The sequence below is a fragment of the Agrobacterium sp. 5Ca39 genome, assembly GCF_055382365.1.
In genome coordinates, this window is record NZ_AP026436.1 from 111,086 (window position 1) to 135,335 (window position 24,250).

General features: G+C 58.9%; 25 protein-coding genes, 1 tRNA gene and 1 riboswitch. Of the genes, 14 read left to right on the forward strand and 12 right to left on the reverse strand.

Going from position 1 to position 24,250, the window contains the following annotated elements:
- Nucleotides 1–177: 177 nt before the first annotated feature.
- On the reverse strand, nucleotides 178–1,362 hold the full coding sequence (locus ACZ47E_RS00530) for an O-succinylhomoserine sulfhydrylase (protein ID WP_107339983.1): 1,185 nt from the start codon (nucleotides 1,360–1,362) through the stop codon (nucleotides 178–180).
- Between the two features lie 43 nt (nucleotides 1,363–1,405).
- A riboswitch (SAM riboswitch) is annotated at nucleotides 1,406–1,484 on the reverse strand.
- A 73-nt stretch (nucleotides 1,485–1,557) separates the two neighbouring features.
- On the opposite strand from ACZ47E_RS00530, the gene ACZ47E_RS00535 reads away from it, so the two are divergent.
- The 4 genes from ACZ47E_RS00535 (at nucleotide 1,558) to ACZ47E_RS00550 (ending at nucleotide 3,998) form a co-directional block, all read left to right on the forward strand.
- A complete protein-coding gene (locus ACZ47E_RS00535; RefSeq protein WP_045533194.1) occupies nucleotides 1,558–2,655 on the forward strand; it encodes a 2'-deoxycytidine 5'-triphosphate deaminase in 1,098 nt (365 codons plus the stop codon).
- A gap of 58 nt (nucleotides 2,656–2,713) precedes the next feature.
- Nucleotides 2,714–2,787: transfer RNA gene (locus ACZ47E_RS00540), tRNA-Gly, on the forward strand.
- A 139-nt stretch (nucleotides 2,788–2,926) separates the two neighbouring features.
- Nucleotides 2,927–3,652 carry an aquaporin Z gene (gene aqpZ, locus ACZ47E_RS00545; RefSeq protein ID WP_278067202.1) on the forward strand — a complete coding sequence of 242 codons (726 nt, stop codon included), beginning with the start codon at nucleotides 2,927–2,929 and terminating at the stop codon, nucleotides 3,650–3,652.
- 52 nt (nucleotides 3,653–3,704) lie between these two features.
- On the forward strand, nucleotides 3,705–3,998 hold the full coding sequence (locus ACZ47E_RS00550) for a hypothetical protein (RefSeq protein WP_006698952.1): 294 nt from the start codon (nucleotides 3,705–3,707) through the stop codon (nucleotides 3,996–3,998).
- Nucleotides 3,999–4,180: 182 nt separating this feature from the next.
- Here the strand turns inward: ACZ47E_RS00550 and ACZ47E_RS00555 are convergent, their stop codons facing one another.
- Nucleotides 4,181–6,118: a glycosyltransferase family 2 protein gene (locus ACZ47E_RS00555; RefSeq protein ID WP_278067203.1), complete on the reverse strand. Its 1,938-nt coding sequence runs from the start codon at nucleotides 6,116–6,118 to the stop codon at nucleotides 4,181–4,183.
- Between the two features lie 170 nt (nucleotides 6,119–6,288).
- Here ACZ47E_RS00555 and ACZ47E_RS00560 point away from each other — a divergent pair, with 170 nt between their 5' ends.
- Nucleotides 6,289–7,050: a transporter substrate-binding domain-containing protein gene (locus ACZ47E_RS00560; RefSeq protein ID WP_045533192.1), complete on the forward strand. Its 762-nt coding sequence runs from the start codon at nucleotides 6,289–6,291 to the stop codon at nucleotides 7,048–7,050.
- Between the two features lie 42 nt (nucleotides 7,051–7,092).
- Here ACZ47E_RS00560 and uppX read toward each other — a convergent pair whose 3' ends face one another.
- Nucleotides 7,093–8,397, reverse strand: coding sequence for a Wzx-type polysaccharide biosynthesis protein UppX (uppX, locus tag ACZ47E_RS00565; RefSeq protein ID WP_045532874.1), 1,305 nt, complete (start codon nucleotides 8,395–8,397; stop codon nucleotides 7,093–7,095).
- A gap of 268 nt (nucleotides 8,398–8,665) precedes the next feature.
- Here uppX and uppY point away from each other — a divergent pair, with 268 nt between their 5' ends.
- Together uppY and ACZ47E_RS00575 are read left to right on the forward strand one after the other, a co-directional pair.
- Nucleotides 8,666–9,964, forward strand: a complete 1,299-nt coding sequence (gene uppY, locus ACZ47E_RS00570) for a Wzy-type polysaccharide biosynthesis protein UppY (RefSeq protein WP_107341406.1) — start codon at nucleotides 8,666–8,668, stop codon at nucleotides 9,962–9,964.
- Between the two features lie 26 nt (nucleotides 9,965–9,990).
- Nucleotides 9,991–10,743 carry a polysaccharide deacetylase family protein gene (locus ACZ47E_RS00575; protein ID WP_004439791.1) on the forward strand — a complete coding sequence of 251 codons (753 nt, stop codon included), beginning with the start codon at nucleotides 9,991–9,993 and terminating at the stop codon, nucleotides 10,741–10,743.
- Nucleotides 10,744–10,811: 68 nt separating this feature from the next.
- Here ACZ47E_RS00575 and ACZ47E_RS00580 read toward each other — a convergent pair whose 3' ends face one another.
- Together ACZ47E_RS00580 and ACZ47E_RS00585 are read right to left on the reverse strand one after the other, a co-directional pair.
- Nucleotides 10,812–11,459, reverse strand: a complete 648-nt coding sequence (locus ACZ47E_RS00580; RefSeq protein ID WP_004439793.1) for a S24 family peptidase — start codon at nucleotides 11,457–11,459, stop codon at nucleotides 10,812–10,814.
- Between the two features lie 112 nt (nucleotides 11,460–11,571).
- Entirely contained in the window at nucleotides 11,572–12,222 is a 651-nt protein-coding gene (locus tag ACZ47E_RS00585) for a response regulator (RefSeq protein ID WP_278067204.1), read from the reverse strand.
- Between the two features lie 241 nt (nucleotides 12,223–12,463).
- On the opposite strand from ACZ47E_RS00585, the gene ACZ47E_RS00590 reads away from it, so the two are divergent.
- Nucleotides 12,464–12,817, forward strand: coding sequence for a DUF952 domain-containing protein (locus tag ACZ47E_RS00590; RefSeq protein ID WP_004439797.1), 354 nt, complete (start codon nucleotides 12,464–12,466; stop codon nucleotides 12,815–12,817).
- Entirely contained in the window at nucleotides 12,817–13,908 is a 1,092-nt protein-coding gene (locus ACZ47E_RS00595; protein ID WP_278067205.1) for a quinone-dependent dihydroorotate dehydrogenase, read from the forward strand. Before ACZ47E_RS00590 ends, ACZ47E_RS00595 begins: the two co-directional genes overlap by 1 nt.
- A gap of 105 nt (nucleotides 13,909–14,013) precedes the next feature.
- On the opposite strand, the gene ACZ47E_RS00600 is transcribed toward ACZ47E_RS00595, so the two are convergent.
- Nucleotides 14,014–14,511 (reverse strand): CAP domain-containing protein, encoded by a 498-nt coding sequence (locus tag ACZ47E_RS00600; RefSeq protein WP_037092341.1) that lies wholly within the window; start codon nucleotides 14,509–14,511, stop codon nucleotides 14,014–14,016.
- 1 nt (nucleotide 14,512) lies between these two features.
- Nucleotides 14,513–14,779, reverse strand: a complete 267-nt coding sequence (locus tag ACZ47E_RS00605; RefSeq protein ID WP_004439806.1) for a DUF6460 domain-containing protein — start codon at nucleotides 14,777–14,779, stop codon at nucleotides 14,513–14,515.
- A gap of 167 nt (nucleotides 14,780–14,946) precedes the next feature.
- Here ACZ47E_RS00605 and ACZ47E_RS00610 point away from each other — a divergent pair, with 167 nt between their 5' ends.
- From ACZ47E_RS00610 to ACZ47E_RS00620, 3 genes are all read left to right on the forward strand, one after another.
- Nucleotides 14,947–15,888, forward strand: coding sequence for a class I SAM-dependent DNA methyltransferase (locus ACZ47E_RS00610; RefSeq protein ID WP_006698959.1), 942 nt, complete (start codon nucleotides 14,947–14,949; stop codon nucleotides 15,886–15,888).
- A 130-nt stretch (nucleotides 15,889–16,018) separates the two neighbouring features.
- Nucleotides 16,019–16,630 (forward strand): YitT family protein, encoded by a 612-nt coding sequence (locus ACZ47E_RS00615; RefSeq protein WP_006698960.1) that lies wholly within the window; start codon nucleotides 16,019–16,021, stop codon nucleotides 16,628–16,630.
- Between the two features lie 71 nt (nucleotides 16,631–16,701).
- The gene (locus tag ACZ47E_RS00620) at nucleotides 16,702–17,343 is read left to right on the forward strand and encodes a YitT family protein (protein ID WP_004439810.1); all 642 of its coding nucleotides are present in this window, start codon (nucleotides 16,702–16,704) and stop codon (nucleotides 17,341–17,343) included.
- 26 nt (nucleotides 17,344–17,369) lie between these two features.
- On the opposite strand, the gene ACZ47E_RS00625 is transcribed toward ACZ47E_RS00620, so the two are convergent.
- Nucleotides 17,370–17,831 carry a carboxymuconolactone decarboxylase family protein gene (locus ACZ47E_RS00625; RefSeq protein WP_107341402.1) on the reverse strand — a complete coding sequence of 154 codons (462 nt, stop codon included), beginning with the start codon at nucleotides 17,829–17,831 and terminating at the stop codon, nucleotides 17,370–17,372.
- 107 nt (nucleotides 17,832–17,938) lie between these two features.
- Nucleotides 17,939–18,442 carry an RrF2 family transcriptional regulator gene (locus tag ACZ47E_RS00630; RefSeq protein ID WP_006698963.1) on the reverse strand — a complete coding sequence of 168 codons (504 nt, stop codon included), beginning with the start codon at nucleotides 18,440–18,442 and terminating at the stop codon, nucleotides 17,939–17,941.
- Between the two features lie 49 nt (nucleotides 18,443–18,491).
- Between ACZ47E_RS00630 and ACZ47E_RS00635 the strand changes: the two genes are divergently transcribed.
- Both ACZ47E_RS00635 and pdeM read left to right on the forward strand, forming a co-directional pair.
- Nucleotides 18,492–21,083 (forward strand): ligase-associated DNA damage response DEXH box helicase, encoded by a 2,592-nt coding sequence (locus ACZ47E_RS00635; RefSeq protein ID WP_464016882.1) that lies wholly within the window; start codon nucleotides 18,492–18,494, stop codon nucleotides 21,081–21,083.
- A 46-nt stretch (nucleotides 21,084–21,129) separates the two neighbouring features.
- Nucleotides 21,130–21,858: a ligase-associated DNA damage response endonuclease PdeM gene (gene pdeM / locus ACZ47E_RS00640; RefSeq protein ID WP_004439820.1), complete on the forward strand. Its 729-nt coding sequence runs from the start codon at nucleotides 21,130–21,132 to the stop codon at nucleotides 21,856–21,858.
- A gap of 14 nt (nucleotides 21,859–21,872) precedes the next feature.
- Here pdeM and ACZ47E_RS00645 read toward each other — a convergent pair whose 3' ends face one another.
- The 3 genes from ACZ47E_RS00645 to ACZ47E_RS00655 form a co-directional block, all read right to left on the reverse strand.
- Nucleotides 21,873–22,310 (reverse strand): universal stress protein, encoded by a 438-nt coding sequence (locus ACZ47E_RS00645; RefSeq protein WP_006697645.1) that lies wholly within the window; start codon nucleotides 22,308–22,310, stop codon nucleotides 21,873–21,875.
- A 157-nt stretch (nucleotides 22,311–22,467) separates the two neighbouring features.
- On the reverse strand, nucleotides 22,468–23,295 hold the full coding sequence (locus ACZ47E_RS00650; protein ID WP_004439826.1) for a TIGR02186 family protein: 828 nt from the start codon (nucleotides 23,293–23,295) through the stop codon (nucleotides 22,468–22,470).
- Complete coding sequence (locus ACZ47E_RS00655) at nucleotides 23,292–24,218, reverse strand: sulfite exporter TauE/SafE family protein (RefSeq protein WP_004439829.1); 927 nt, start codon at nucleotides 24,216–24,218, stop codon at nucleotides 23,292–23,294. Before ACZ47E_RS00655 ends, ACZ47E_RS00650 begins: the two co-directional genes overlap by 4 nt.
- Nucleotides 24,219–24,250: the final 32 nt, after the last annotated feature.

The window sequence follows — 24,250 nt, forward strand, 5'->3', positions numbered from 1 at the left end:
GCTATCGTCAAGAAAATGAATGACTTGAGGGGCAGGAGCTGTCTCCCGTTGCGCTGTTTTTTACCGTTAGGGATAACGGAAAAGGTAAATAATGGTTGCCTGATACTGGCTTTCGAGGCCATCAAACGCGACATGGCCCGGCGTTCCCGCGGGGCCACGTCGCTTATTGAATGAATGTCAGGCCGAAACAGCTGCCAGACCCTTTGCCAGATCTTCCAGCAGATCGTCCGTATCCTCGATGCCGCAGGAAAGGCGCAAAGTGCCGCCGGAGATACCGAGTTCCGCCCGTGCCTCGTCTGTGAGGTTCTTGTGCGTCGTGGTGCCGGGATGGGTGATGAGGCTCTTGGCATCGCCCAGATTGTTGGAAATCTTCACGATCTCAAGCGCGTTCTGCAGCTTGAAGGCCGCTTCCTTGCCGCCCTTCAATTCGAAAGCCACCAGCGTCGAACCACCGGACATCTGCCGTGCAATGATGTCGGCCTGCGGGTGATCGGCGCGGCCGGGATAGATGACCTTGGCGACCTTAGCGCTATCGGCCAGGAAGTCCGCGATCTTCGAGGCATTGGCCGTCTGCTGCTTCACGCGCAGCGGCAGCGTCTCGATGCCCTTCAGAAGCGTCCAGGCATTGAACGGCGACATGGCCGGGCCGGTGTGGCGGAAATAATCCTGCAGCTCTTCCTCAATCCACTTCTTGTCGGAAAGGATCACGCCGCCGAGGCAGCGACCCTGGCCGTCAATATGTTTGGTGGCCGAATAAACGACGATATGGGCGCCGAGTTCGAGCGGCTTCTGGAAAAGCGGTGTGGCGAAGACATTGTCAACGACCACTTTCGCACCGATCTGGTTGGCAAGCTTCGCCACGCCGGCGATATCCACCACTTCGAGTGTCGGATTGGTTGGGCTTTCGAGGAAAAACAGCTTGGTGTTTGGCTGGATTGCCTTTTCCCAGTTGCCGAGATCACGTCCGTCGATCAGCGTGCATTCGATGCCATATTTCGGCGCGAGCGTTTCAACCACCCAGCGGCAGGAGCCGAAGAGGGCACGGGCGGCAACGATATGGTCGCCGGCGCGCAGCTGACACATGATGGCGGCGGTGACGGCGGCCATGCCCGAAGCAAGTGCGCGGGCGTCTTCAGCGCCTTCCAGCAGGCACATGCGCTTTTCGAACATGTCATTGGTCGGGCTGGCGTATCGGGCGTAGATAAAGCCGTCGGTTTCACCCTTGAAGCGCGCTTCGGCTGCTTCAGAGTTTTCGTAGACGAAGCCTTGGGTCAGATAAATCGCTTCCGACGTCTCACCGTAAGGGGAGCGTAGCGTACCGCCGTGAACGAGCTGGGTTGCCGGGCGCCATTTATTGCTCATGTGATCACCTTCAAAACAAAAAAACCGGCCGCAAAAGCAGACCGGTTCCTAGCACCCGGTCTTTTTAGCCACTTGTTTAACGTGGCTGCAAGCCGACCGGCCAAATCACCACGGGATAAGCTTGCCATACTGCCGTTACCGGCTTGCGTCAATGCTTTCCTTTTGGTTTTGTCGCCGTAAAAAGGAATGACGACCATGATGAGAACCACGGGCATTTTGGCGGATGGCGCAATCCGCGCGCTGTTTGCAGGCGGCAAGCTGAAAAGCGAGGCCGATCTCGATGTCGATCAGGTGCAGCCCGCCAGCCTCGACCTCAGGCTTGGCTCCAGGGCCTATCGTGTTCGTGCAAGTTTCATGCCCGGCCCCGGAACCAAGGTCATCGACAAGCTCAATCGTCTCAGCCTGCACGAGGTGGATCTCAGCCAGGGCGCGGTGCTGGAAACCGGCTGTGTCTATATCGTTCCGCTGATGGAAAGCCTTGCGCTGCCGGCGGACATGTCCGCCTCGGCCAATCCTAAGAGTTCGACCGGTCGCCTCGATATCTTCACCCGCGTCATGACCGACAATGCGCAGGAATTCGACAAGATACCGGCGGGATACACAGGTCCGCTCTATCTGGAAATCAGCCCGCGCACCTTCCCCGTTGTGGTTCGCCGTGGCTCGCGCCTGTCGCAGATCCGTTTCCGCATTGGCCATTCGCTGCTGAATGAAAGCGAGCTTCTGAAACTGCACGAGACGGAAACGCTGGTCGCCAGCGAAAGCCCGAACGTGACGGGCGGTGGTATCGCACTCTCGATCGACCTCAAGGGATTTGGCGAAAACGGGCTGATCGGTTATCGCGGCAAACACCATACGGCGGTGGTGGATGTCGACAAGAAGGCCCAGCACGATGTTCTCGATTTCTGGGAACCGCTCTATGCGCGCGGCCGCGCCGAACTGATCCTCGACCCGGACGAATTCTATATTCTCGTTTCGCGCGAAGCCGTCCACGTGCCGCCGCTTTATGCGGCCGAAATGACGCCCTTCGATCCGCTGGTGGGCGAATTCCGTGTGCACTATGCCGGTTTCTTTGACCCCGGCTTCGGCCACGCGCAGGCGGGGGGCACCGGCAGCCGCGCCGTGCTGGAAGTGCGCAGCCATGAGGTGCCCTTTATCCTCGAGCATGGCCAGATCGTCGGCCGGTTGGTTTATGAGCATATGCTGCAGAAACCGGAAGGCCTTTATGGCACCGGTCTCGGCTCCAACTATCAGGCGCAGGGGCTGAAGCTCTCCAAGCACTTTCGCGCCGCATAATGAGCTGCGGCGGGCGCTTGACACCCGCCGCGAACTATCCGATGTCTTGTTTGTGGGTGCGGGTGTAGCTCAATGGTAGAGCAGCAGCTTCCCAAGCTGAATACGAGGGTTCGATTCCCTTCACCCGCTCCAGTCTCCCTTGATCCCCTCGCCAAAAATATTGGCCCCTGTCTGCTGCCACGTCGGTGGCAGCGGGACTATGTGATTTTGCTTGACTACGATTAAATTGCACGTAATAGTTGATCCAGTCGTAACATGATGGGGAAATGTTATGAGTCGCAAACTTCTCTCTGAATTTTTGGGAACCTTCTGGCTGGTCTTTGGTGGCTGTGGCAGCGCGGTTTTTGCTGCTGCTTTTCCTGAACTCGGCATTGGCTTCCTGGGTGTCGCGTTCGCCTTCGGTCTGACGGTTCTGACCATGGCCTACGCGGTTGGCGGTATTTCCGGCGGGCATTTCAATCCAGCTGTTTCGGTCGGCCTGTCCGTTGCCGGTAAATTTCCGGCAGCAAACCTAGTGCCCTATATCGTTGCGCAGGTCTTGGGGGCGGTCGTTGCCGCGGCGGCTCTTTACGTGATCGTCACCGGCAAGGCGGGGGCTGACATTGGTGGTTTTGCTGCCAATGGCTATGGGGAGCATTCGCCGGGGGGATATTCGCTCCTGTCGGCGTTGCTGATCGAGGTTATTCTGACGGCGTTTTTCCTGATCATCATTCTGGGGTCGACGCATGGCAGGGTGCCGGTCGGTTTCGCGCCGATCGCCATCGGTCTTGCGCTTACTCTCATTCATCTGATCTCCATTCCGGTCACCAACACGTCGGTCAACCCGGCCCGCTCCACGGGGCAGGCCCTGTTTGTCGGTGGATGGGCTCTGCAGCAGCTGTGGCTGTTCTGGCTTGCCCCGATCGTCGGTGGGGCGATTGGCGCTGTAATCTGGAAAATTTTCGGTGAGGAAGAGAAGGTCGGCCATGCCGGCTCCATCCAGCCCGCACAGACGTGATTAGGAGGCTTTGTTTTTCCGAATGGTCGGGAAAACAAGTGAGGAGGATGACATGGATCTTGCTTCGATATTGGCCCAGATCATCGGCGGTGCGGCTGGTGGGACAGCCGGTGGAAAGATACTGAAGGACTCTGACCTTGGCGCGCTCGGCAACCTGATTGCCGGCGCCATTGGCGGTATTGGCGGTGGAACCGTGCTCGGATCGCTGCTTGGGGCGGCGGGAGACGCGGCGGCTGGCGGTGTGGATATCGGCGCCCTTGCCGGCCAGCTCGTTGGCGGCGGTGTCGGCGGTTTGATCGTCCAGGTCATCGTCGGCCTGATCAAGAACAAGCTTGTTGCACGATAATCGACCGCGCTTGAAATGAAACGGGACGTCTGCCGGACGAAGCGCTCCGGCAGACGTTGATTATATGCGCATTGGTGGGCGAGTTGCGTAAGGCCGGCTTCGGTTTTGCAAACCGCGACGATACCGGCAGAAAATAGAAGCCGCCTTCTGCGACCAGGTAAAGGATCGAAGCGGCAACCGTTTCAGGTAGTGTTGCTAACGCTTGGTACGTGAGGCGTCTTGTTCCAGACGAAAGGCCTGGTTTTTAACTCAAGCACGGCACGCCAGGCCGCCAGAGACAATATCAGCCAATAAAGCGGAATTGCCAGCCAGCGTTTTCCCACCTGCCTCCTCTCGTAATCGATCATCCTGTTCCTGCCCATCAGCACGAATATGGCGTAACTGCCGGCGATGTTCAGCGTATCGGTAAGAAACAGAACGCCCTGCCACGAAAACAGCATGTCTGCACCGCTGTCCCCGATAGCCGTGGCCATCCACGCCACGGAAACGAAGAGCAGGGGATGAGCCATCGACGACACCAGCATGCCGCCGATCAACAGTTGGAAGACGATATAGGAGAGCCATCCCATGCGGCGCGCCGTCGCAACGGGCGCGCGGGTCATCACCAGCCAGCTCTGCAGCCAACCCTTGTACCAGCGCGCCCGCTGGTTGAGCCATACGGGAAGCGTGGTGGGCGCGTCCTCCAGCGTCTGGCGGTATATGACGCCGCATCGATAGCCGAGTTGGTGCAGCCTGAGGCCAATATCGGCATCCTCAGTCACATTGTAAGGATCCCAGGCGCCGACGCGACGCAATACGGCGGTGCGGAAATGGTTGGACGTGCCGCCAAGCGGCAGCGGTAGCCGGTGCGCCGCAAGCACGGGCAACATTGAACGGAACAGACCGGCATATTCCAGGGCGAAACAGGCACTGATCCAGGAAGAGCGCGCATTGCTGATGATAAGCGGCGCCTGCAGGCAGGCCACGTTCTCCGGCTGATCGCGGAAGGTCGCATAGGCTTCGCGCAATTGCAGGGGATGTGGCCGATCTTCCGCGTCATAGATGGCAACGAACGCCCCACGCGCGCCGGAGAGCGCATAGGTAAGCGCCTTGGGCTTGGTCCTCGGCAGGGAAGGCGGCACTCTCACGATCTCAATATGCTGTCCGGGATTTAATCTAAGGATGGCGTCGATTGTGGCCCCGTCATCTGCCTCGCAGACGAGCTTGATATCCAGTCGGGATTTCGGCCAGTCGAGCCGCTCCAGCGCGCCGATGAGCTGGCTGACGATGGCGTCCTCACGATAGAGCGCCACCAGAATGGTATAGACCGGTAGATTTCCGTCGGGTTCGAGCGCAGCTGCGGTCGTCGTGTCTTTCTCTCCTGAAGTCTGCATCAGCACAAACAGCCTGAACAGCAGTGTGAAGAAATAAAGCATCGTCAGGGCGACGTGGATGACGGCCATGGCCGTCTGCGTGTGAAACAGCAGCGAGAGCGTAAGCAGGGTGACGACGATACCGCTATAAAAGCCCTGATGACCTTGAAGCGTGATCCTGGCAGAGTACTGCGGCGCGGTGTTGAAAAGTTGCTGGCGAGCCTCACGACAGCGGCGTGTTTCACCCGCCTTCCAGATCGCATCGCGCATGGCATGCGGCGTCGTCACCACGAGCTCGTCCAGAAGATGCGGATGTCGATCCAGCAGGCTTTTCAGTAATTCCATCCGCGCCAGCTCGGGCACGATCAGAAGTGCTGGTTTACCGTTCGCAGGCGTCAGCCGTAGCAAGCGCGGCTCGGCTAGCTGCGTATCGAGACTATGGACATCTGCGATCCGGTCCGGATCGATCTCCGCGACAAAGGGTAACCGCAAAAATCTGGCGAAAGCGCCAAAATAGGCATCTGTCGCGACAAGTCCGCCGGCCAGCAGTTCCGCTTCCAGCGTCGAGCCGTTTTCCTGCGCCTGCCGTTCGCACGCGCTGATGTAGGGCTTGCCAAATCCCAGCGCCCGAAGGAAGCGCATGTGTCCGGCTTCACCCCGATCAGGAACCGTCTGGGGTGGATTGTCGCGTATGCGGGAAAATACAATTTTTCGCCCGGCAGGCGTCGTGCGAAACGATTCTCGTGTATAGTGTCGCAAATAATCCATGCACTGCCGCCACCGTCATGGTAACGCCCCACTTCCTGCTGCGGATAGTATAGATGAGAATGACGATTGTAACGCGAAATATAATTCTTGTTTTTACTTTAGTGTTCGCTTTGCAAGTTGTCGGTATTTTCGAAAAGCTTCATGCGGAGGGCCTGTCGGACGGGAACCGCATGCCAGTGCTTTTCGACGCTCAGGAGCGGTTTCCCGGTGGCGACCTTTCCTCCGTCCCCCGCATCAGGTTTTTGATGTCGGTGGATTTTCCGCCCTTCAATTTTACCGATCAGGAAGGCCGGCTTGCGGGTTTCCATGTCGATCTCGTTCGCGAGGTGTGCGCGCAGCTCAAGGTGGAGAGCAAATGTCAGGTACAGGCCTTACCCTTTGACGAGCTGGAGGCGGCTCTGGAGATGGGAGAGGGCGAAGCGGTGATTTCCGGTCTCGCCGTCACGGCCGAGCTGCGCAAGAGCTTCACCTTTTCGCGCCCCTATCTTCTGTTGCCGGCCCGGCTGGCTGTCAACAAGGCGACGAAATTTGCCGGCTCCGGCGCCGACGCACTGTCCGGCAAGAAAGTGGGTGTGGTGACCGGTTCCCGGCACGAACAGATGCTCAAGGCATTTTTTCCCAAGGCGGCGGTTGAGGGTTTTGACGGCTACGAACCCATGTACGGTGCTCTGAAGGCCGGTAAGGTCGACGCCATCTTTGCCGATGCCCTGCGCTTGCCGTTCTGGGTTTCAGGAAGCGCATCCGAAGGCTGCTGCGCTCTTTTTGGGGGGCCTTATATGTCGGACAGGTTCCTCGGCGAGGGCCTTTCCATCATGACGGTCGATCCGGATAATGTGCTGGTGCCGGCCTTCGATCAGGCGCTTGCCGCTCTTTCCCGCAACGGCCGGCTCGAAGAGATCTATCGTCGTTATTTTCCCTACGGGCTCTATTAGGAGAGACCCGGACCGACTCGATTCAACTGAATGAGGCGGGCTCTATTTGACCGCAGCGAAAGCCTCTTCGCTCCGCCGCAGCCGTAGAAGCGCCACCCACACAGCTGCCGCTATGGCGGTTTCGACGATGAAATAGCTGCCGATCGTCCCCGAAATGCTGAAAGACCAGGTGAAGAAGGCAACGACGACGGAGCCTATGAGATTGCCGCTGTTCCATATCTTGGCGCGGATATCCTGGCGCCCGGAGGCGCCCAGCGCCTCCAGCGCGGTAGCCGCCACGGCCATCGGCAGTACGGCCCAGCAAAGCACGCGGGTGATGGTGGGAAGCGAAACATATTCGTCGCCAAATAAAAGCGGCAGGAAGGGCGCGATGATGAAGATTGCCAGCGCACTGCCGGTCGCGATGAACAGCGCCGCTTTCAGCACATTATAGGCGCGTTCGATGGTTTTGCTGATACCCTGCAGCGCTGCAGAGGCGGATCCGGGATAGATGAGCCGGTTCAGAGCCTCGACGGAAAGATAGGAGCTGTCGAGAATCCGCCGGGCGATGGAATAGCTGCCCAGGACCTCCGCACTGGCGATGGCTCCAAGGACGAGAATATCGGCATTGCCGCGTACCGCCTTGAACAGGAACTGGGTGGAAAACAGGATGCCGATGCGAATTTCCTCCCGGACGATCCGAAAGACCGGTCGGCCGAGCCTGCCTATTGCCTTGACGGAAATCACGGCTGCAATCGTGTGGGCGGCGAGGTTCCAGAGTGCCCAGGCCTCGACCGTTTCCACCTTGAAGACGAGGCAGGCAACCACGGCGGCAATGGTGCGGGCGATGGCAAACATCACCTCCAGCTTGTTGGCCGAGGCAAAGTCGGAATGGGCGATGAAGCTTTGCGTGGAAAGCGAAATAACCTTCAGGAGAACGAGGTTGGTGAACAGGATCAGGAAAGTGGTGATCAGCGTGTGCAGCAACGTTTCCGACGTCGGGAAAAACACCGGGATCGTCACCATGCCGATGAGCGTCAGGACCACACCCGTCGCCGCGCTGAGGAGATAACTGTGGCCAAGCATGACGGGGAACATGCCGCGATCCTGCGCCACGCGACGAATGAGCGATTCCTGTGAGCCGATACCGCAAATCTGAACGCCCAGATTGGTAACGGCCGTGATCGAAGCGTAAAGCGCGAATTGTTCGACACCCAGATGGCGGGCTAGCAGCGCGAAGGTCAAGAGCTGGGCGGCGCTGGACATCAGCAGCGCGCCTCCGGATGCCATATAGGCCAATCCAAGTCTGACAAGATGGCCGAGCCGCGGCGTGTTCAACGACACCTCATTCTCCGTTTTTTCCGGCATTGCCGGGCGAATTCAAAAGGACTGTCCCTTTTAAAGTCTTACGAACTGAAAGGGCGGCAACCGGGCGGTATTCGACACCGACGACCTGAATGAATGACAGTTTCTCCTGTCTTAGCCCTGTTGAGGTAAGAGAGGGTTAAAGCAATTACACAATAATGATGATAATGACTGTTTATGGTTATTAGGACATCGCCCGGTTCAGAAGGGTTTCGTTGTTCGTTGCAGGGCAGGTCCATGATCCGATTTTCCGTTCCCGAAGCAGGCTACCATGCCGCGTTTTGCTAATACGCGGTCCATTTCTGCGGAAAACAGCAGTGCCATGTCCCTGTCGGGCGGCCGTCGCGACGCGATTTTTTTTGTCGCCACGATGCTTTACATCTGGATTTCTGTCGCGCCCTTTGAAAATCTTGCGGCGCCGCCCGTGCCGCGCGCCGCCGCCAATCAGCTGACCGGTCTGGTGATCGCGCTCATCCTCGGTGTCTTCGCACTGCGCCATCGTCTGACGGGGCTTTTGCTGAGGCCCCGTTTGCCAATCCTGCTGCTGTTTTCCTGGCTCGCGCTTTGTTCGGTCCTTGGTGCAGAGCCCGGCACGTCGTTGCAGCGCCTGATTTTCACGGCGCTCCTGTGTTTTATCACCAGCGTGCTGGTCGTCATGCCGCGCGACAGGCGGCAATTCGACCGGATGATGGCCGTTTTCGCCATTCTCCTGCTGGCGCTTTGTTATCTCGGGGTTATCTTCCTGAGTTCGCGCGCAATCCATCAGCCTTACGATCTCGATGAGAAGGCGCTTGCAGGCGATTGGCGCGGAATATTCAATCATAAGAACGCCGCCGCGCCGGCAATGATCATTCTTTTCATGGTAGGCCTTTATCTGCGCAATGCCTGGTCCACGCTGGGCGGAATAGCGATCACGCTGCTGGCCGGCTTTTTTCTCTGGAAGACCAACGGGAAAACTGCAGCGATGCTTTTGCCCGTCACCATCGCCCTGGTCTGGGTCATGGAGCGGCATGCCGGGCGGACATTGCTGATGATCGGTGGCCTTCTGGCGTTTCTCAATATCGTTGCAATCGGCTCCACCTATTTCCCGAGCATACAGAGCCTCGTCGAAAGCCTGGGCATCGATTCCACGTTCACCGGACGGACGGATATATGGCGCCTGTCTTTCGACACCTTTGCGCAATCGCCGATCTTCGGGCAGGGATTCCAGGCCTTCTGGACAAGCGACCGGCTTCTGTCACAGGCCGATATTGCCGAGACTTGGGCGGTCACGGCCTTTCACGCGCATAATGGCTATGTCGAGAGCCTTTTGAATGGCGGACTGCCCGCCTTCGTCCTCACTCTCATATGGCTCGTGATCATCCCCGCAAATGATTTCCGAACAGCGGTGGACAGAGGCACGGATCCCGGCCTGACGCGGCTTTTTGGGCGAATTTGGGTATATGCGCTGCTTTCTTCCTGTCTTGAGAGTAATTTCTTTACCGGAACCGGGCCTATCTGGTCTTCTCTTCTTATTGCAATCTATTGTTTGAGACATCAGGCTTACGACATACTGGAACAGGGACAGTAATTTGCACGGCGGGCCGGGGGGCTAGTATGACGCAGAAAATCGGAACGATCGCAGACCGGGTCAATAACCGGCTCGTGCGGTATTTCCCTGGACCGACGGCGCGGATCGAGACATCCGAACCGATTGTCTCCTTCACATTCGACGATGTTCCGGCGAGCGCCTGGACCAGCGGTGCCCGCATTCTGGAAAACGAGAATGTTCGCGGGACCTTTTATATTTCCGGGGTTTTCATCGACAGGCATGACGAACCGCAGGACATGATTTCCGCTAGGGGCTGTTCGGAACTGGCTACGGCCGGTCATGAGCTCGCCTGCCATACCTATTCGCATCGCAAACTCTCGAGCTTTTCACGGCGAGGACTGGAAGAGGATCTCGATCGTAATGAAAAGGTGCTGGCCTCGTTCGATGAAAACGGGCACAGGCGGAATTTCTCCACCCCCTTCGGCATGGCTTCGCCACTCATGCAGCCTATGCTGCGGCGCAGGTTCAGGACCGCCCGCGGGATCATGCCCGGCATCAACCGCGGCAGCATCGATCCGCATAATCTTGCTGCCGTCGAATTGCGGCCCGATCCGAACTATCTCGATGCCGCTGATCGCTGGCTTGACGACGTCCTGCAAAACGGCGGCTGGCTCGTCATTTTTACCCATGATGTGTCGTCTGCGCCAAGCTTTTACGGTTGCCCGGAAGACAGGTTTCAGGGTTTCGTGCGTAAGGCGGCATCCGGTGGCGCAAAAGTCATGACGGTTGACGCAGCCGTGACGGCACTCGGCCTCTAAGGCACGGCACCGTGCTGCGCGCTTTTAGCCATCGCGGTGAAAGCGATAATGACGTGTAGGATATCGGCCTACTGGCTGGCCCATATGATGCGGGCGATCCATTCCACATCGGCCATCTCGAAGCTCCGATTGGGATGCTCAGGATTGAGCGAAAGAAGTTCGATGCTCTTGGGGCTTTGCCGCGCCAGCACCTTGGCCATCACTTCACCGTCACGGCTCTTCAACACCACGCGGTCGCCGCGCCGTACCTGCGCGCCAGGCTCCACGATGAGGATGTCGCCGTCGCGGTAAAGCGGCATCATGCTCTCTCCCTGCACTTCCAGCGCGTAGACTCCCTGTTTGCGTTCGGGAGACGAGGGAAACTCAACCACATCCCAGCCCTGACCTGCCGGAAAGCCGCCGTCGTCAAAAAAACCGCCGGAACCGGCCTGAGCGAAACCGAGCAGGGGGATGGCACTTTCCGCACCGGCAGGTCGCGTCTGCGCCTTTCCGAAAGCATAACCGAAAAACTGATCCACGCTCGCTCCCGTTGCTTCGAGCACCTTGGAAACGGACTCCGTCGAGGGCCAGCGTTTGCGGCCGTCCGGCCCGAAACGCTTCGACTTATTGAATGAAGTAGGGTCGAGACCGGCACGCTTCGCCAATGCCGAAGGCGTCAGCTGATGGCGTTCGGCAAGCGTATCGATGGCGCTCCAGATCGTCTCATGTGAAAGCATGGTAGAAAGCCCGCAAACGGAGCCGATAGCGGAAAAGCTCCTGTCGTTAACACCTCGAAATCTAGACCATATCCGGTCCGGAGTAAAGGAAGGAAAGGAATAAAATCCTTGCTTACGCCACAAGAGCCGATGTGTTGATCTTGGCGAGCTGGATGACCGCCTGCGTGCGGCTGTCCACCTTGAGCTTCAACAGGATCGCGGAGACATGTGCCTTTATCGTCGCCTCCGAGACATTGAGCTCATAGGCGATCTGCTTGTTCAGCAGGCCTTCTGCCAGCATGCCGAGAACACGGCTCTGCTGCGGCGTCAGCGTTCGCAGCCTGCCGATGAGATCGGCGACATCCGGATCGTGCTCCTTTTCGCCGTGATGGCCGGCCGGTACCCACAGGTCGCCTTCCAGAACCGCGCGGATGCCATCACGGATGTCATCGATGCCGGAGGATTTTGAAATGAAACCGGAAGCGCCGAGTTCGATTGAGCGGCGGACGGTCGTCGCGTCATCCGTCGCTGATACGATGACGATCGGCAGGCTGGAAAACTCTGCGCGTAGCGCCATGAGGCCCGAAAACCCGCTGACCCCTGGCATGGCAAGGTCAAGCAGCATCAGATCCGCATCGTTACGGGCTGCGGCTGCGCGTCTGGCAGCCTCGAAATCACCGGCTTCAACGATGGTCTGGTGTCCGTCGAGGCCGGATACGGCCTGTTTCAGGGCACCGCGAAAAAGTGGATGATCATCTGCAATGATAATGATAAGTTCCGACATTCTGGCCCCCTCCCAAGGGCATTATGCGGTTCTTTTCCAGTTATTGACTCACTCCCTTTGCCGGTGGTCGAAACACGCCCGGCTCCTCCGCCAAAGGTTGCGCCAATCGGTTCCTCTTTACAAGGAAAAGCTTGTGGACAGGCGGTCTTTCAGGCTTTCAGCAATAAAAATACCGTGGAAACTGTGGACAATCCCCTAGCTTTACGGCAAACCGCGATGGTTGGAAAGCCATGGAGAGCGCATGCAGGAAACGCCCGCGATCATCTATAAAATCGTGCCGGAGACGTTGTGGAACGAGGCCAGGGCAAAGGGTGTCTTCGACGGCGCCGCCATCGACCTGACCGATGGCTTCATCCATTTTTCCACGGCCAGGCAGGTGGCGGAAACAGCCGCGCGGCATTTTTCCGGCCAGGCCGATCTGCTGCTGATTGCAGTCGACGGCGCGGCCCTCGGCGACAAGCTGGTCTATGAACCCTCAAGAGGCGGCGATCTTTTCCCTCACCTTTATGGGCCTCTTCCCTTGACCGCCGTGCTCTGGGAGACGCCGCTTGCACTCGATCACGACGGCCAGCACCAGTTTCCGGAGATTTTGTGATGAGCGGATTATTTTCCTCGATCGGCCGCAAGGGCCTGTTCCTGGTCGATCCGGAAAAGGCCCATGGGCTGTCCATTGCGGCCCTGAAAAGCGGCTTCCTGCCCACCTGCATGGTGCCGCACGATCCGCGACTGCAGCAGACCGTGGCGGGCCTCGTCTTCCCCAATCCGCTCGGCATGGCGGCGGGTTACGACAAGAATGCGGAAGTACCGGGACCGCTTCTGAAGCTCGGTTTCGGCTTCACCGAAATCGGCACCGTCACGCCGCGGGCGCAGGCCGGCAATCCGAAGCCGCGTATCTTTCGCCTTGTGGAAGATGAGGGCGTCATCAATCGCCTCGGTTTCAACAATGAAGGCCATGCCGCTGCGCTGGAGCGTCTGAAGCAGGCGCATCTGCGTGGCATTGTCGGCGTCAATATCGGCGCCAACAAGGACAGTGAAGACCGTATCGCCGATTATGTGCAGGGCATCGAGGCGTTTTATTCGGTCGCATCCTATTTCACCGTCAATATTTCGTCCCCCAACACACCCGGTCTCCGCGACCTGCAGGCGCGCGAAAGCCTTGCCGCCCTTCTCTCGGCCGTGCTGGAACGCCGCAAGGCGGAAGCTGAACGTTTCGGCAGACGCATCCCCGTCTTCCTCAAGATCGCTCCCGATCTGACCGAAGAGGGACTGGACGACGTTGCTGAAGAAGCGCTTGCCCATGATCTGGACGGCCTGATCGTTTCCAATACCACCCTCTCACGCGACGGCCTGCGAGCCAGCCCGCACAAGGGTGAGGCGGGTGGCCTTTCCGGCAAGCCTCTCTTCGAACTCTCCACCACGGTTCTGGCCAAGGTGCGCCGCCGCGTCGGCGTCAATTTGCCGATCATCGGTGTCGGCGGCGTTTCGTCCCCGGAAACGGCCTTGGAAAAGGTAAGGGCAGGTGCGGATCTGGTACAGCTGTACTCCTGCATGGTCTATGAAGGCCCCGGTCTGCCATCTGCCATCGTCAAGAGCCTGTCGAAGCTGGTTGCCCGTGAGGGCGTGGAATCGATCCGTGATCTGCGCGACAGCGCGGTTGACCGCTGGGCGGATCGTAAGCTGGGCTGACAGCGAGCTTGGAAGGTCGGGGCAGCGCTCCCTCAGGGGCTCTCCTTCCTCATCCCTGTAACAAGCACAGAAATGAGGGAAGAGGGTGGTTCCCACCGCTTTACCTCAGGCGCAGAGCACCATCGCCCAATAGGGCCGGTTGCGGCTGGTGGCATCGTAGGCGACCGCCACGCCGAGGCCGTTATAAGGCCCAAGCATGTTTTCGAGGTGGTGTTTGGAGCCGATCCAGGCCTTCACCACCCGCTCCACGCTATCCTGACCGGCGGCCACATTCTCCGCCGCAGGAAGCGGCACATTCCCCTCCTTCATTCGGATCAGGAAACTGTCGGTCAGTCCGATCAGATGCGCCATCTTCTGCGCCTTGACCATGCGTCCGGCCTGATAGGCGGCGGCGCTGCTGGCTGCACCATTGATGGAAAGCGGCGAAAGTCCTTTCGAGCGTCGCAGGTCGTTGACCATTGGAAGCGCTGCTGCGGTCTCATCGCGGGTGCCTGAAGGTATGCCCTTGTTGGTTGGAACGGAAACGCAGGCGGAAAGAACCGAACCGGCGGAAAGCAGCACGAAACCGCGCCGTGTAAGCGTCTGGAGAGAAGTGTCGGTCATGTCAGCGGCGATAGCTCAGAAGGCGCAGGATGATGAAGACGGGAATGACGATCGTGGCGCCCAGGATCAGATAGTCGCCGATCGCCCCCAGCGCATGGAAACCGCTGCGCCACAGGTCGACGACGAAGTCGCGCGCGCCGTAAATGATGTTCCACGGCGTCAAGCCGAAGATCGCCATCAGAAAGCCGACGAGCAGTGAAACCACGAGCAGCTTCACCACCGTTCGGGCCACTGTGTCGCCCAGCAATTTGTTGACCTCACCGGCCATCAGCAAGTCTCCTGTTTTGTCCTGACATATGAAACCGACCACATCGTTGCAAGTTTTTGCGCACTATATCGCGCATATCAGCCAATTCCACGAGTGCGCCATGAAATAGGACTTGAGTTTTTTTATGGCTTGATAAATGACAGCGCGCATCTTCTCAGGAATCTTGAATGGCCCCAAACCAGTTTTCTTCCGGTGACGTCATTGCCGACCGCCGGGCGGACTATGCCCGCATGTTGGCGGAGGGCGGTGATTATCCCGCCGCCGCCGAACTCATGGAACAGGCGCTGGAACTAGCGCCACGGTGGACGGCGGGCTGGTTTCGCTTCGGGGAATATCACGAAAAGGCGGGGGAAACGGACAAGGCCGTGGCGGCTTACGAAAAGGTCGCCGAGATGGATGAGGAAGGCCTGTTTGCAGCCGAACTGAAGCTCGCGGTTCTCGGCGCCGCAGAAACACCGGAACAGCCGCCGAGCCGTTATGTGGAAGGGCTGTTCGACGATTATGCCGACCGTTTCGAAACTTCGCTGGTCGAAAAGCTCGATTACAGCGTGCCGCAGAAACTGGCCGAACTGATCGAGAAGGCGGCGGATGGCGGGGTGTTCGACACTGTCGTCGACATCGGCTGCGGCACGGGACTCCTCGGCGTTGAAATCAGAGCCTTCGCAAAACGGCTGGAAGGTTTCGATATTTCACAGAACATGCTTGCCAAGGCGGAGGAAAAAGATCTCTACGATCACCTCGGCCAGGCCGATCTTTCCCTCGAAGCGGAAACTTCGGGGCTCTTCACCACGACCCTGGCGCCGAAGCGCGCCAATCTCGTCGCCGCCGCCGATGTAATGATGTATCTCGGCAGTCTCGAAACCGTCATGCCCCTCGTTTCCGCCCTGTTGGCGCCCTCCGGCTTCTTTGCCTTTTCGGTTGAGGATGCGGCAGGGGAGGATGGTTTCGTTCTGCGGGAATCCCTTCGTTACGCCCATTCGAAAACCTATGTCAGCGGTCTTCTGGAACGGGCGGGTTTTGATCTCATGGAAATTCGCAAGACCACCATTCGCAAGGATGCCGGAAAACCCCTTTCCGGCATTCTTTTTCTTGCCCGCGCCAAGGTCTGAACATCTCATTTCTTTCCATTTTCTCGATAGGTCAGCCTTCCTTACGTATCCATCTTGATCGGGTTCGTTTTGCAGTGCAAAATATGAAAGAAACCGAGGGCAAAGCTTGAGAACGAGAAGCGTTTACGGCATGTGGAGTTCCGATCCGGCCAGACACGCGCCGGTGGAAGACGTGCAGGGCATCGTCACCGGCGCCATTGTCTCGGCGCTCGGCTTTTATCTGCTGAACAAGGTCGGCCTTTTGACGGGCGGGACCGCCGGTGTCGCCTTTCTCCTGCATTATGCCTTCGGCATCAGCTTCGGGCTGCTGTTCTTCCTCGTCAATCTGCCATTCTATTACCTGTCCTTCCGTCGGCTCGGCCTTGCCTTTTCCTTCAAGACATTCATCGCCATCGGCCTTGTTTCGGTGCTGACCGAAGTGGAAGCGCGCTGGATGGTGATCGACAGCATCAATCCGCTGTGGGCGGCGCTGCTCGGTGGTCTGCTGCTGGGTTACGGATTGCTGGCGCTTTATCGCCACCGCGCCAGCCTTGGCGGCATCGGCATTCTGGCCATCTATATTCAGGATCGCTTTGGCATCCGCGCCGGCCTGATCCAGCTCGCCTTCGATGCCTTCGTCATGCTCTGTGCTTTCCTCGTCATCGATCCGGTCACGGTTGTCTATTCGATCGTCGGCGCCTTTGTCCTCAACATGTTTCTGGCCATCAATCACCGTTCGGACAGATATATCGTCGTGCGCTGAGCGACGGTGGTTGAAATCTCCGGCACTTCAGCGCAATAGCTCGGCAGGGCTTGGTATTCAGGGGACAAGGCATGGACGATACGAGCGCGCGCAGGCGTCTTAATCTTTGGGCCTCCGCGCCGGATCGTCATTCGCTGCTGGAAGACGCGCAGGGCGTTCTTGCGGGCAGCATGCTGGTATCGCTCGGCGTCACGCTGTTTTCCGCAGCCGGTCTTTTGACGGGTGGCACGGTTGGTCTGGCGTTCCTCGTGCATTACGGCACCGACCTCAGCTTCGGTACGGTCTTCTTCCTCGTCAATCTGCCGTTTTATTATCTCGCCTTCCGCCGCCTCGGCCTCGCCTTCACGGTCAAGACCTTCTGCGCCATCGCTCTGACAGCGCTGCTGTCGGAATATATGCCCGGCTTTTTCGCCTTTCAGAGCATCAATCCGGTTGCCGCAGCACTTTTCGGCGGATTGACGGTTGCGGCGGGCATGCTGGCGCTGTTTCGTCATCGCACCAGCCTCGGCGGTTTCGGCATTCTGGCACTTTATCTGCAGGATCGTTTCGGCTGGCGCGCCGGCCTCGTGCAGCTCGCCTTTGACGGCATGGTGCTGGCCTGCTCATTCTTCGTTGCCACGCCTTTTGTCATTATCTGCTCCGTTCTCGGAGCACTGGTTATGAACCTCACGCTTGCTATCAATCACAGGAACGACCGCTACATTGCCATGTAGCGGCCGCCGGTCGCGGGTTTACGAGGTCAGGCCGCCTTCGCAGCCGCATCAACCGGATGCTGCGAGCGGAAACTGACAGCAATACGGTTCCAGGTGTTGATGGCGCCGATGGCCACCGTAATCTTCACGATCTCCTCATCGGAGAAATGCGCTTTCAGCGTTTCGAAGGCATCGTCCGGAGCCCCGGTCTCAGCAATCTTCGTCACCGCATCCACCCAGCCGAGCAATGCGCGTTCCTGCTGTGTATAAACGGGAGATTCCCGCCACACGCTCATCAGGTTGATCCATTGTTCGGAAAGCCCGTCATGGCGGCTTTCCTTTACATGCATATCCACGCAGAAGGCGCAGCCATTGATGATCGAGGCACGCAGCTTGATGAGGTGAACGAAACGGCGTTCAAGTCCGCTGCCCTGAACGTAATTTTCAAGCGCCATGACGGCCTTGAAGGCTTCGGGGGATGCTTTGGCATAGTTGATACGGGTTTTCATGGGTCTCTCCGTTGGTTGGGTCAGTTTGAAGTCATGCGTCATCAGTCAGGAAAGCGACGAAGCCCTCCGGCGTAGATCGGTCTTTCTTCGGGGCCTGTTTTCCAGTCTCAGCGCGCTGCTGTCTTGCGCTCGTTCAACTCCAGGAAGGCACAGCCACGCGCAGCAATTCCACCATCGTCAGTGGCGGCAAGATCGCCCCGAATATCGGCAATGGTGGTTTTGGCGAGTTCGGCCCTATAGACCTTCTCTGCCTTCAACATCGCTGCATTGATACCACAGGGCTTGGTGAAATACCGGCCCGGCAATGGGTTTGGTCCGCGTTGCCGGATTTCCGCGCAACGGAAAGCCGGCTGCGGCCCTTCAACGGCCAGAACGATGTCCAGCAGGGTGATCTTGTCAGTCGGTCGCGCCAGACGATAGCCGCCCTTCGGCCCCGGCACCGTGGCAACTATTCCCGCGCTGGACAATGATTGCAGGTGCTTCAGAAGATAGCTGGTGGAAACGCCGTGGAATTCCGCGAGCGCGGCTGCGGACAACACGCCGCCTTCGGAAAGGCCCGCCAGCATTCCCACGCTGTGAATGGCCTGTTCAACGCCGTCCCCGAGTTTCATCGGTCTTTTCCATGTCCTGTTGCTGCGTTATCATGGATATTATTTATCCATGATTCTGTTTTCCTGTCAAGCGGCCCTGTTCCGCCCTTCTTTTTCTCAGGTTTTTCACTACGTTAAAGGCGTGAAACACACCGAGTCCCCCATTTCCGGCATAGATGTCGGCACCTTGCCCCTTTCATTCCAGAAATGGTTTGTCGAAAAAGGGTGGTCTCCGCGCGCCCATCAGCTGGAGCTTATGGCGCGGGCACGGGGCGGCGAGAACATGTTGCTGATCGCGCCCACCGGTGCTGGCAAGACGTTGGGCGGCTTCATGGCCTCGCTCACCGATCTGACAGAGCGGGGCAAGATACCGTCTGGCTCCGGCTTTGTCGGCGTGCACACCCTCTACATCTCACCGCTGAAGGCGCTTGCAGTCGATATCGAGCGTAATCTCACCAAGCCCGTTTCCGAAATGGGTCTGCCGATTGTCATCGAAACCCGCACCGGCGATACGCCCCAGGCGAAACGCCAGCGCCAGAAGGTGCGCCCGCCGGATATCCTGCTGACCACACCGGAACAGGTCTCGCTGCTGCTCGCCAACAAGGAGGCCGAGCGCTTTTTCCGTGACCTGAAATATGTGGTGCTGGATGAGCTGCATTCGCTCGTCACCTCCAAACGCGGCCATCTGCTGTCGCTGGCGCTCGCCCGCGTGCGCCGGCATGCGCCCGATGTCCGTTTCATCGGCCTTTCGGCCACGGTGGCGGAGCCGATGGATTTGCGCCGTTATCTTGCACCGCAGGGGCAGGGGAAGCCGCCCGCCGGCTTGATAACCGTCGAAGGCGGTGCAAAGCCGGATATTTCCATCTTGCACACGGAAGAACGCATCCCATGGTCCGGCCATTCAGCGCGTTATGCCGGAAAGGACTTATACGAAGCGTTGAAGCAGCATCAGACGACGCTGGTGTTTGTCAACACACGCTCGCAGGCGGAAAGGGTCTTTCAGGAGCTCTGGACGATCAATGACGACAATTTGCCGATTGCACTGCATCACGGCTCGCTGGATGCCGGGCAGCGCCGCAGGGTGGAAGCGGCCATGGCGGAAAACAGGTTACGTGCCGTTGTTGCCACCTCCACCCTCGATCTCGGCATAGACTGGGGTGACGTTGACCTTGTCGTGCATGTCGGCGCGCCGAAGGGCGCAAGCCGCCTCGCTCAGCGTATCGGCCGTGCCAACCACCGCATGGATGAGCCGTCAAAGGCGATCCTCGTTCCCGCCAACCGCTTCGAGGTGATGGAATGCCGGGCAGCGCTGGATGCCAACTATATCGGCGCGCAGGATACGCCGCCGATCGCCGAAGGCGCGCTTGATGTTCTCGCCCAGCACGTACTCGGCATGGCCTGTGCCGAGCCTTTCGATGCGGATGAACTTTATCGCGAAGTCACCAGCGCCTCGCCCTATGCCGACCTGCCGCGTGCCACCTTCGATCGGGTGGTGGATTTTACTGCCACCGGCGGCTACGCGCTGCGCACCTATGAACGTTATGCCCGCATCCGCCAGATGAAGGACGGTCGCTGGCGCGTGTCCAATCCGGCGGTAGCGCAGCAATATCGCCTCAACCTCGGCACCATCGTCGAGGCGGCGGAACTCAATGTCCGCATGGTCAAGCGCAATGCCAAGGGCACGGTCGGTCGCGGTGGCATGTCGCTCGGCAAGGTCGAGGAATATTTCCTAGAGCAGCTGGTGCAGGGCGATACTTTTCTCTTTGCCGGCAAGGTGCTGCGGTTCGAGGGCATCAGGGAGAATGAATGCCTGGTCTCACAGGCCTTTTCCATGGATCCGAAGATACCCTCCTATGCCGGTGGCAAATTTCCGCTTTCCACCTACCTGGCAGATCAAGTGCGCTCCATGCTGGCAGACCCGACACGGTGGCATGCCCTGCCAGATCAGGTTCGCGACTGGCTGGCAATCCAGAAGGAGAAGTCGATCATTCCCAAGCGCGACGAGCTATTGGTGGAGACCTTCCCCTTCCGTAAGCGCTTCTTCATGGTCATGTATCCCTTCGAGGGACGGCTGGCGCATCAGACACTGGGCATGCTTCTGACGAGACGGCTGGAGCGGGCCGGAGCAAAACCGATGGGTTTTGTCGCCACCGATTATTCGCTGGCCATCTGGGCCATGGAGGATATCGGCATACGGCTGAAGTCCCGCCGCCTGTCGCTGGCCGACCTTCTCGATGAGGACATGCTTGGCGACGATCTGGAAGCATGGCTTGACGAATCCTTCATGCTGAAACGCACCTTCCGCAATTGCGCAGTCATTTCCGGGCTGATCGAACGCCGCCATCCCGGCAAGGAAAAGACCGGCCGGCAGGTCACGGTGTCCGCCGATCTTATTTATGACGTTCTTCGCAGCCATGAGCCGGATCATATCCTGCTGGAAGCGACGCGACGCGATGCCGCAGCAGGACTTTTGGATATTGGCCGTCTTGGCGATATGCTGAAGCGAATCAAGGGACACACCACGCATCGCGCGCTGGAGCACGTTTCGCCCCTCGCCGTTCCGGTCATGCTGGAAATCGGCCGGGAGACGGTGGCGGGCGAAGCGATGGACGATGTGCTGGCGGAAGCTGCCGATGAGCTGATCGCCGAGGCCATGTCCTGAAATATGCCCATGTGCTGAAGTATGCATTGAAGGAACAACGATAAAAGTGCTGAGCCGGCTGACATTGAGCGACAGGTTTTCCAACGGCTTCGAATGCCTGGGCAGCGAGACCGCCATCAACGGCGTTTCCGCCTGGTGCGACCCTTTGGGTGGGCTCTACCTGCCCGACCTGTCGCTGCTCGTCGTTTCCGACCTGCATCTGGAAAAGGGTGCGGCTTTTGCAAGGCGTGGACGCATGCTGCCGCCCTACGACACCATCGCCACCCTCAAGATACTGTCTTCCCTCGTCAGCCGCTACGATCCGAAGATCGTCGTCAGCCTCGGCGACAATTTTCATGATCGGGTTGGCTCCCAGCACCTGCCGCTGCCGTTGCGCGAACTCATCCGCGAGATGGCCCGCGGTCGCGAATGGATATGGATCAACGGCAACCACGACCCCGATGGCACGGTCGATCTGCCGGGTTCTTCGGTGGATGAGATGTTTTACGGCAATCTCGTTTTCCGCCACGAGCCTAAGCCGGGCGATGCGGCCGGTGAAATCGCCGGTCATCTGCATCCCTCTGCCACTGTGCGACGCCGCGAGAAGACAGTGCGGCGGCCCTGTTTCGCCACCGATGGTTCGCGTCTGTTGATGCCGGCATTCGGGGTGTTGAGCGGCGGGCTGGATTTACGCCACAAGGCAATGCGCGGCCTGTTCGATCATGCCGCTCTCGTCGCGCATCTGATGGGGAGAGATCGCATCTACTCGGTGCGGTTTTCCAGTCTGCTCGGCTGAGATTTTAGCGCAGCCTATTGGCGGTAGACCAATACCGGTATCTTCGAATTCTTCAGCACCTTGGCGGTCACACTGCCGAGCAGCATCTCGACGAAACTCCTGCGCCGGTGCGAGGCCATGGCGATGAGATCGCAGCCGGTCTTGTCGGCTATTTCAATGATCGCCTCGTCCGGCCGCCCCGCCCGCGCCAGCAGGGCCTCGCAATCCAGCCCCATGGCGGTGGCATGCGCCTGCGTATCGCGAAGCAGATGCTCCGCCTCTTCGCAACGGTGGAATTCCTCTTCGGCAATGGCGGCAATGTCCTCGACATCGCTGGCAATCACATGAAAGGGTTCCGATACCGTCACCACGGTCACCTTTGCGCCTGCCTCCTTGGCGAGAGCGAACCCTTGGTCGATTGCGATCTGCGCCAGCGGCGAACCATCGGTGGGAATGAGAATGTGCTTGAACATGACATTTCTCCTTTTCATCCCCGTTACAACCGCACTTGCCGCCATCAGCTGCGTGCGTTTGTAACGCCTTGAATTTTACAGCAAACCCCGGAAGGAAGCGAATGCTATCTTTGCCAGTGCGGGTGGCAGACGCTCTCTTTTGCGCGATTGAAAACGCTCAGTCCTTGCGGAAGATGATGCTGGCGCCCCAGCCGGTGACGACGGCGAGCAGAACGCAAAGCGCGCCGTAAGCAAGCGGCGTCTGATGCGCGGCATCGGTGATCGCCTGTTCCATGCCGGTCTTGACGACGCGCAGTTTTAATTCGCGCTGGGCGATGAATTTGCCGCTCTTGAAGAGATAGGCGCGCGCCGTGTGCACCCCGTTCGGCACGTTGGCGGGCAGGCGCAAGGTCGCCCAAAACAGGCCCGTGCGTTCCAGCCGCACCCCTGTCGTGTCATTGCGGTAGATGCCGCTCGAAAGCTTGAGCCGACGATAGGCCTCCTGAAAATCGAAGACATTGTCGGGCACGCCCGAAAAGACAGCGCTTTTGAGCGACAGATGGTCGACGCCGAGCCCCATGGCGCGCAGCGTTCCGGGGGAGGCGACATCGCTGATATTGCGGGTGCTGGCCATGGAGTAGGATTCCGGCAGCGGCGTGAAGGTGATGGCGCTGGTATTGATCCAGATGCCTGCCACACGCTCCTTCTTGCGCACGGTCATGTAGTCGCTCGGCCCTTCCAGCGTCACCACGATATCATATTGCCCGATGGCCAGTAGCAGCTGGTCGGTATTGTTGAGTGCGCCGAAGAGGGTGAAATCCGCCCCGCGAAAATCCGAGGCTATCGGAATTTCCGTCGTCGAAGCGCCGATTTCGATGTTTTCCTGCAGGGGGCGCTGCTGCGGACCCGGCGGCAGCGCAAGCGGCGGCGTCTGGGCGGAAGCAGTTTGCCCGAAGGCAAGACAGGAGAGCAGGGCAAGGGCGGCAAGCAACAAATGGCGGGTCAATAACCTAACCCCCCGACGGCGACCGAAAACAGATCTTCCGGCCGCACCACCAGCGATACTGCAAGGCGAAGGGCGACGGCGAGGACAAGAAGCGCCAGCAGCGCACGCAGCTGTTCGCCGCGCAGTTTCTGGCCGACGCGTACACCATATTGCGCGCCGATGACGCCAGCCACCATCAGGATGAAGGCCAGCACCACATCGACGGAGTAGTTGGTCGCTGCCTGTACGACGGTCGTGTATGCGGTGACGAAAATGATCTGGAACAGTGAGGTGCCGACAACCACACTGGTGGGAATGCGTAACAGATAGATCATCGCCGGCACCATGATGAAACCGCCGCCCACACCCATGATAGAGGTGAGTATGCCGATGCCGAAACCGAGCGTGACGACTGGAATGATGCTGAGATAGATCTTCGATTTCTTGAACCGCATTTTCAGCGGCAGGCGGTGTACCCAGTTGTGGTGTCCCGGCCGGCGCAGCGTCACCGTCTCGTTGCGGGCGGCGCGGCGAAGTGCCGAAATGCTTTCCTTCAGCATCAACCCGCCTACGGTGCCGAGCAGGATGACGTAGAGCAGCGAAACGATGAGATCGAGCTGGCCGATGCTGCGCAGGAAGGAGAATATCCACACGCCGACCGTCGCCCCCAGGAGGCCGCCGACGAGCAGAACGCTGCCGAGCTTGACGTCGAGGGTTCCACGCCGGAAATGGGTGATCGAGCCTGAAACGGAGGAGGCCACCACCTGGTTGGCGCCCGTCGCCACGGCCACGACTGGCGGAATATTGTAGAAAATCAGCAGCGGGGTGATCAGAAAGCCACCCCCCACACCGAACATGCCGGACAAAAAACCGACGGCCGCGCCCATGCCGAGAATGATGAAAATATTCACCGACAGTTCTGCGATCGGCAGATAGACAGTCACGGCTCGGACCTCGGGCAAATGGTTCCGGGCGG

Bases quoted from the DNA above. Each gene is read 5' to 3' on its own strand.
- ACZ47E_RS00530 (WP_107339983.1), bottom strand. From the start codon at position 1,362: ATGAGCAATAAATGGCGCCCGGCAACCCAGCTCGTTCACGGCGGTACG.
- ACZ47E_RS00535 (WP_045533194.1), top strand. From the start codon at position 1,558: ATGATGAGAACCACGGGCATTTTGGCGGATGGCGCAATCCGCGCGCTG.
- aqpZ (WP_278067202.1), top strand. From the start codon at position 2,927: ATGAGTCGCAAACTTCTCTCTGAATTTTTGGGAACCTTCTGGCTGGTC.
- ACZ47E_RS00550 (WP_006698952.1), top strand. From the start codon at position 3,705: ATGGATCTTGCTTCGATATTGGCCCAGATCATCGGCGGTGCGGCTGGT.
- ACZ47E_RS00555 (WP_278067203.1), bottom strand. From the start codon at position 6,118: ATGGATTATTTGCGACACTATACACGAGAATCGTTTCGCACGACGCCT.
- ACZ47E_RS00560 (WP_045533192.1), top strand. From the start codon at position 6,289: ATGCCAGTGCTTTTCGACGCTCAGGAGCGGTTTCCCGGTGGCGACCTT.
- uppX (WP_045532874.1), bottom strand. From the start codon at position 8,397: ATGCCGGAAAAAACGGAGAATGAGGTGTCGTTGAACACGCCGCGGCTC.
- uppY (WP_107341406.1), top strand. From the start codon at position 8,666: ATGCCGCGTTTTGCTAATACGCGGTCCATTTCTGCGGAAAACAGCAGT.
- ACZ47E_RS00575 (WP_004439791.1), top strand. From the start codon at position 9,991: ATGACGCAGAAAATCGGAACGATCGCAGACCGGGTCAATAACCGGCTC.
- ACZ47E_RS00580 (WP_004439793.1), bottom strand. From the start codon at position 11,459: ATGCTTTCACATGAGACGATCTGGAGCGCCATCGATACGCTTGCCGAA.
- ACZ47E_RS00585 (WP_278067204.1), bottom strand. From the start codon at position 12,222: ATGTCGGAACTTATCATTATCATTGCAGATGATCATCCACTTTTTCGC.
- ACZ47E_RS00590 (WP_004439797.1), top strand. From the start codon at position 12,464: ATGCAGGAAACGCCCGCGATCATCTATAAAATCGTGCCGGAGACGTTG.
- ACZ47E_RS00595 (WP_278067205.1), top strand. From the start codon at position 12,817: ATGAGCGGATTATTTTCCTCGATCGGCCGCAAGGGCCTGTTCCTGGTC.
- ACZ47E_RS00600 (WP_037092341.1), bottom strand. From the start codon at position 14,511: ATGACCGACACTTCTCTCCAGACGCTTACACGGCGCGGTTTCGTGCTG.
- ACZ47E_RS00605 (WP_004439806.1), bottom strand. From the start codon at position 14,779: ATGGCCGGTGAGGTCAACAAATTGCTGGGCGACACAGTGGCCCGAACG.
- ACZ47E_RS00610 (WP_006698959.1), top strand. From the start codon at position 14,947: ATGGCCCCAAACCAGTTTTCTTCCGGTGACGTCATTGCCGACCGCCGG.
- ACZ47E_RS00615 (WP_006698960.1), top strand. From the start codon at position 16,019: ATGTGGAGTTCCGATCCGGCCAGACACGCGCCGGTGGAAGACGTGCAG.
- ACZ47E_RS00620 (WP_004439810.1), top strand. From the start codon at position 16,702: ATGGACGATACGAGCGCGCGCAGGCGTCTTAATCTTTGGGCCTCCGCG.
- ACZ47E_RS00625 (WP_107341402.1), bottom strand. From the start codon at position 17,831: ATGAAAACCCGTATCAACTATGCCAAAGCATCCCCCGAAGCCTTCAAG.
- ACZ47E_RS00630 (WP_006698963.1), bottom strand. From the start codon at position 18,442: ATGAAACTCGGGGACGGCGTTGAACAGGCCATTCACAGCGTGGGAATG.
- ACZ47E_RS00635 (WP_464016882.1), top strand. From the start codon at position 18,492: ATGATTCTGTTTTCCTGTCAAGCGGCCCTGTTCCGCCCTTCTTTTTCT.
- ACZ47E_RS00645 (WP_006697645.1), bottom strand. From the start codon at position 22,310: ATGTTCAAGCACATTCTCATTCCCACCGATGGTTCGCCGCTGGCGCAG.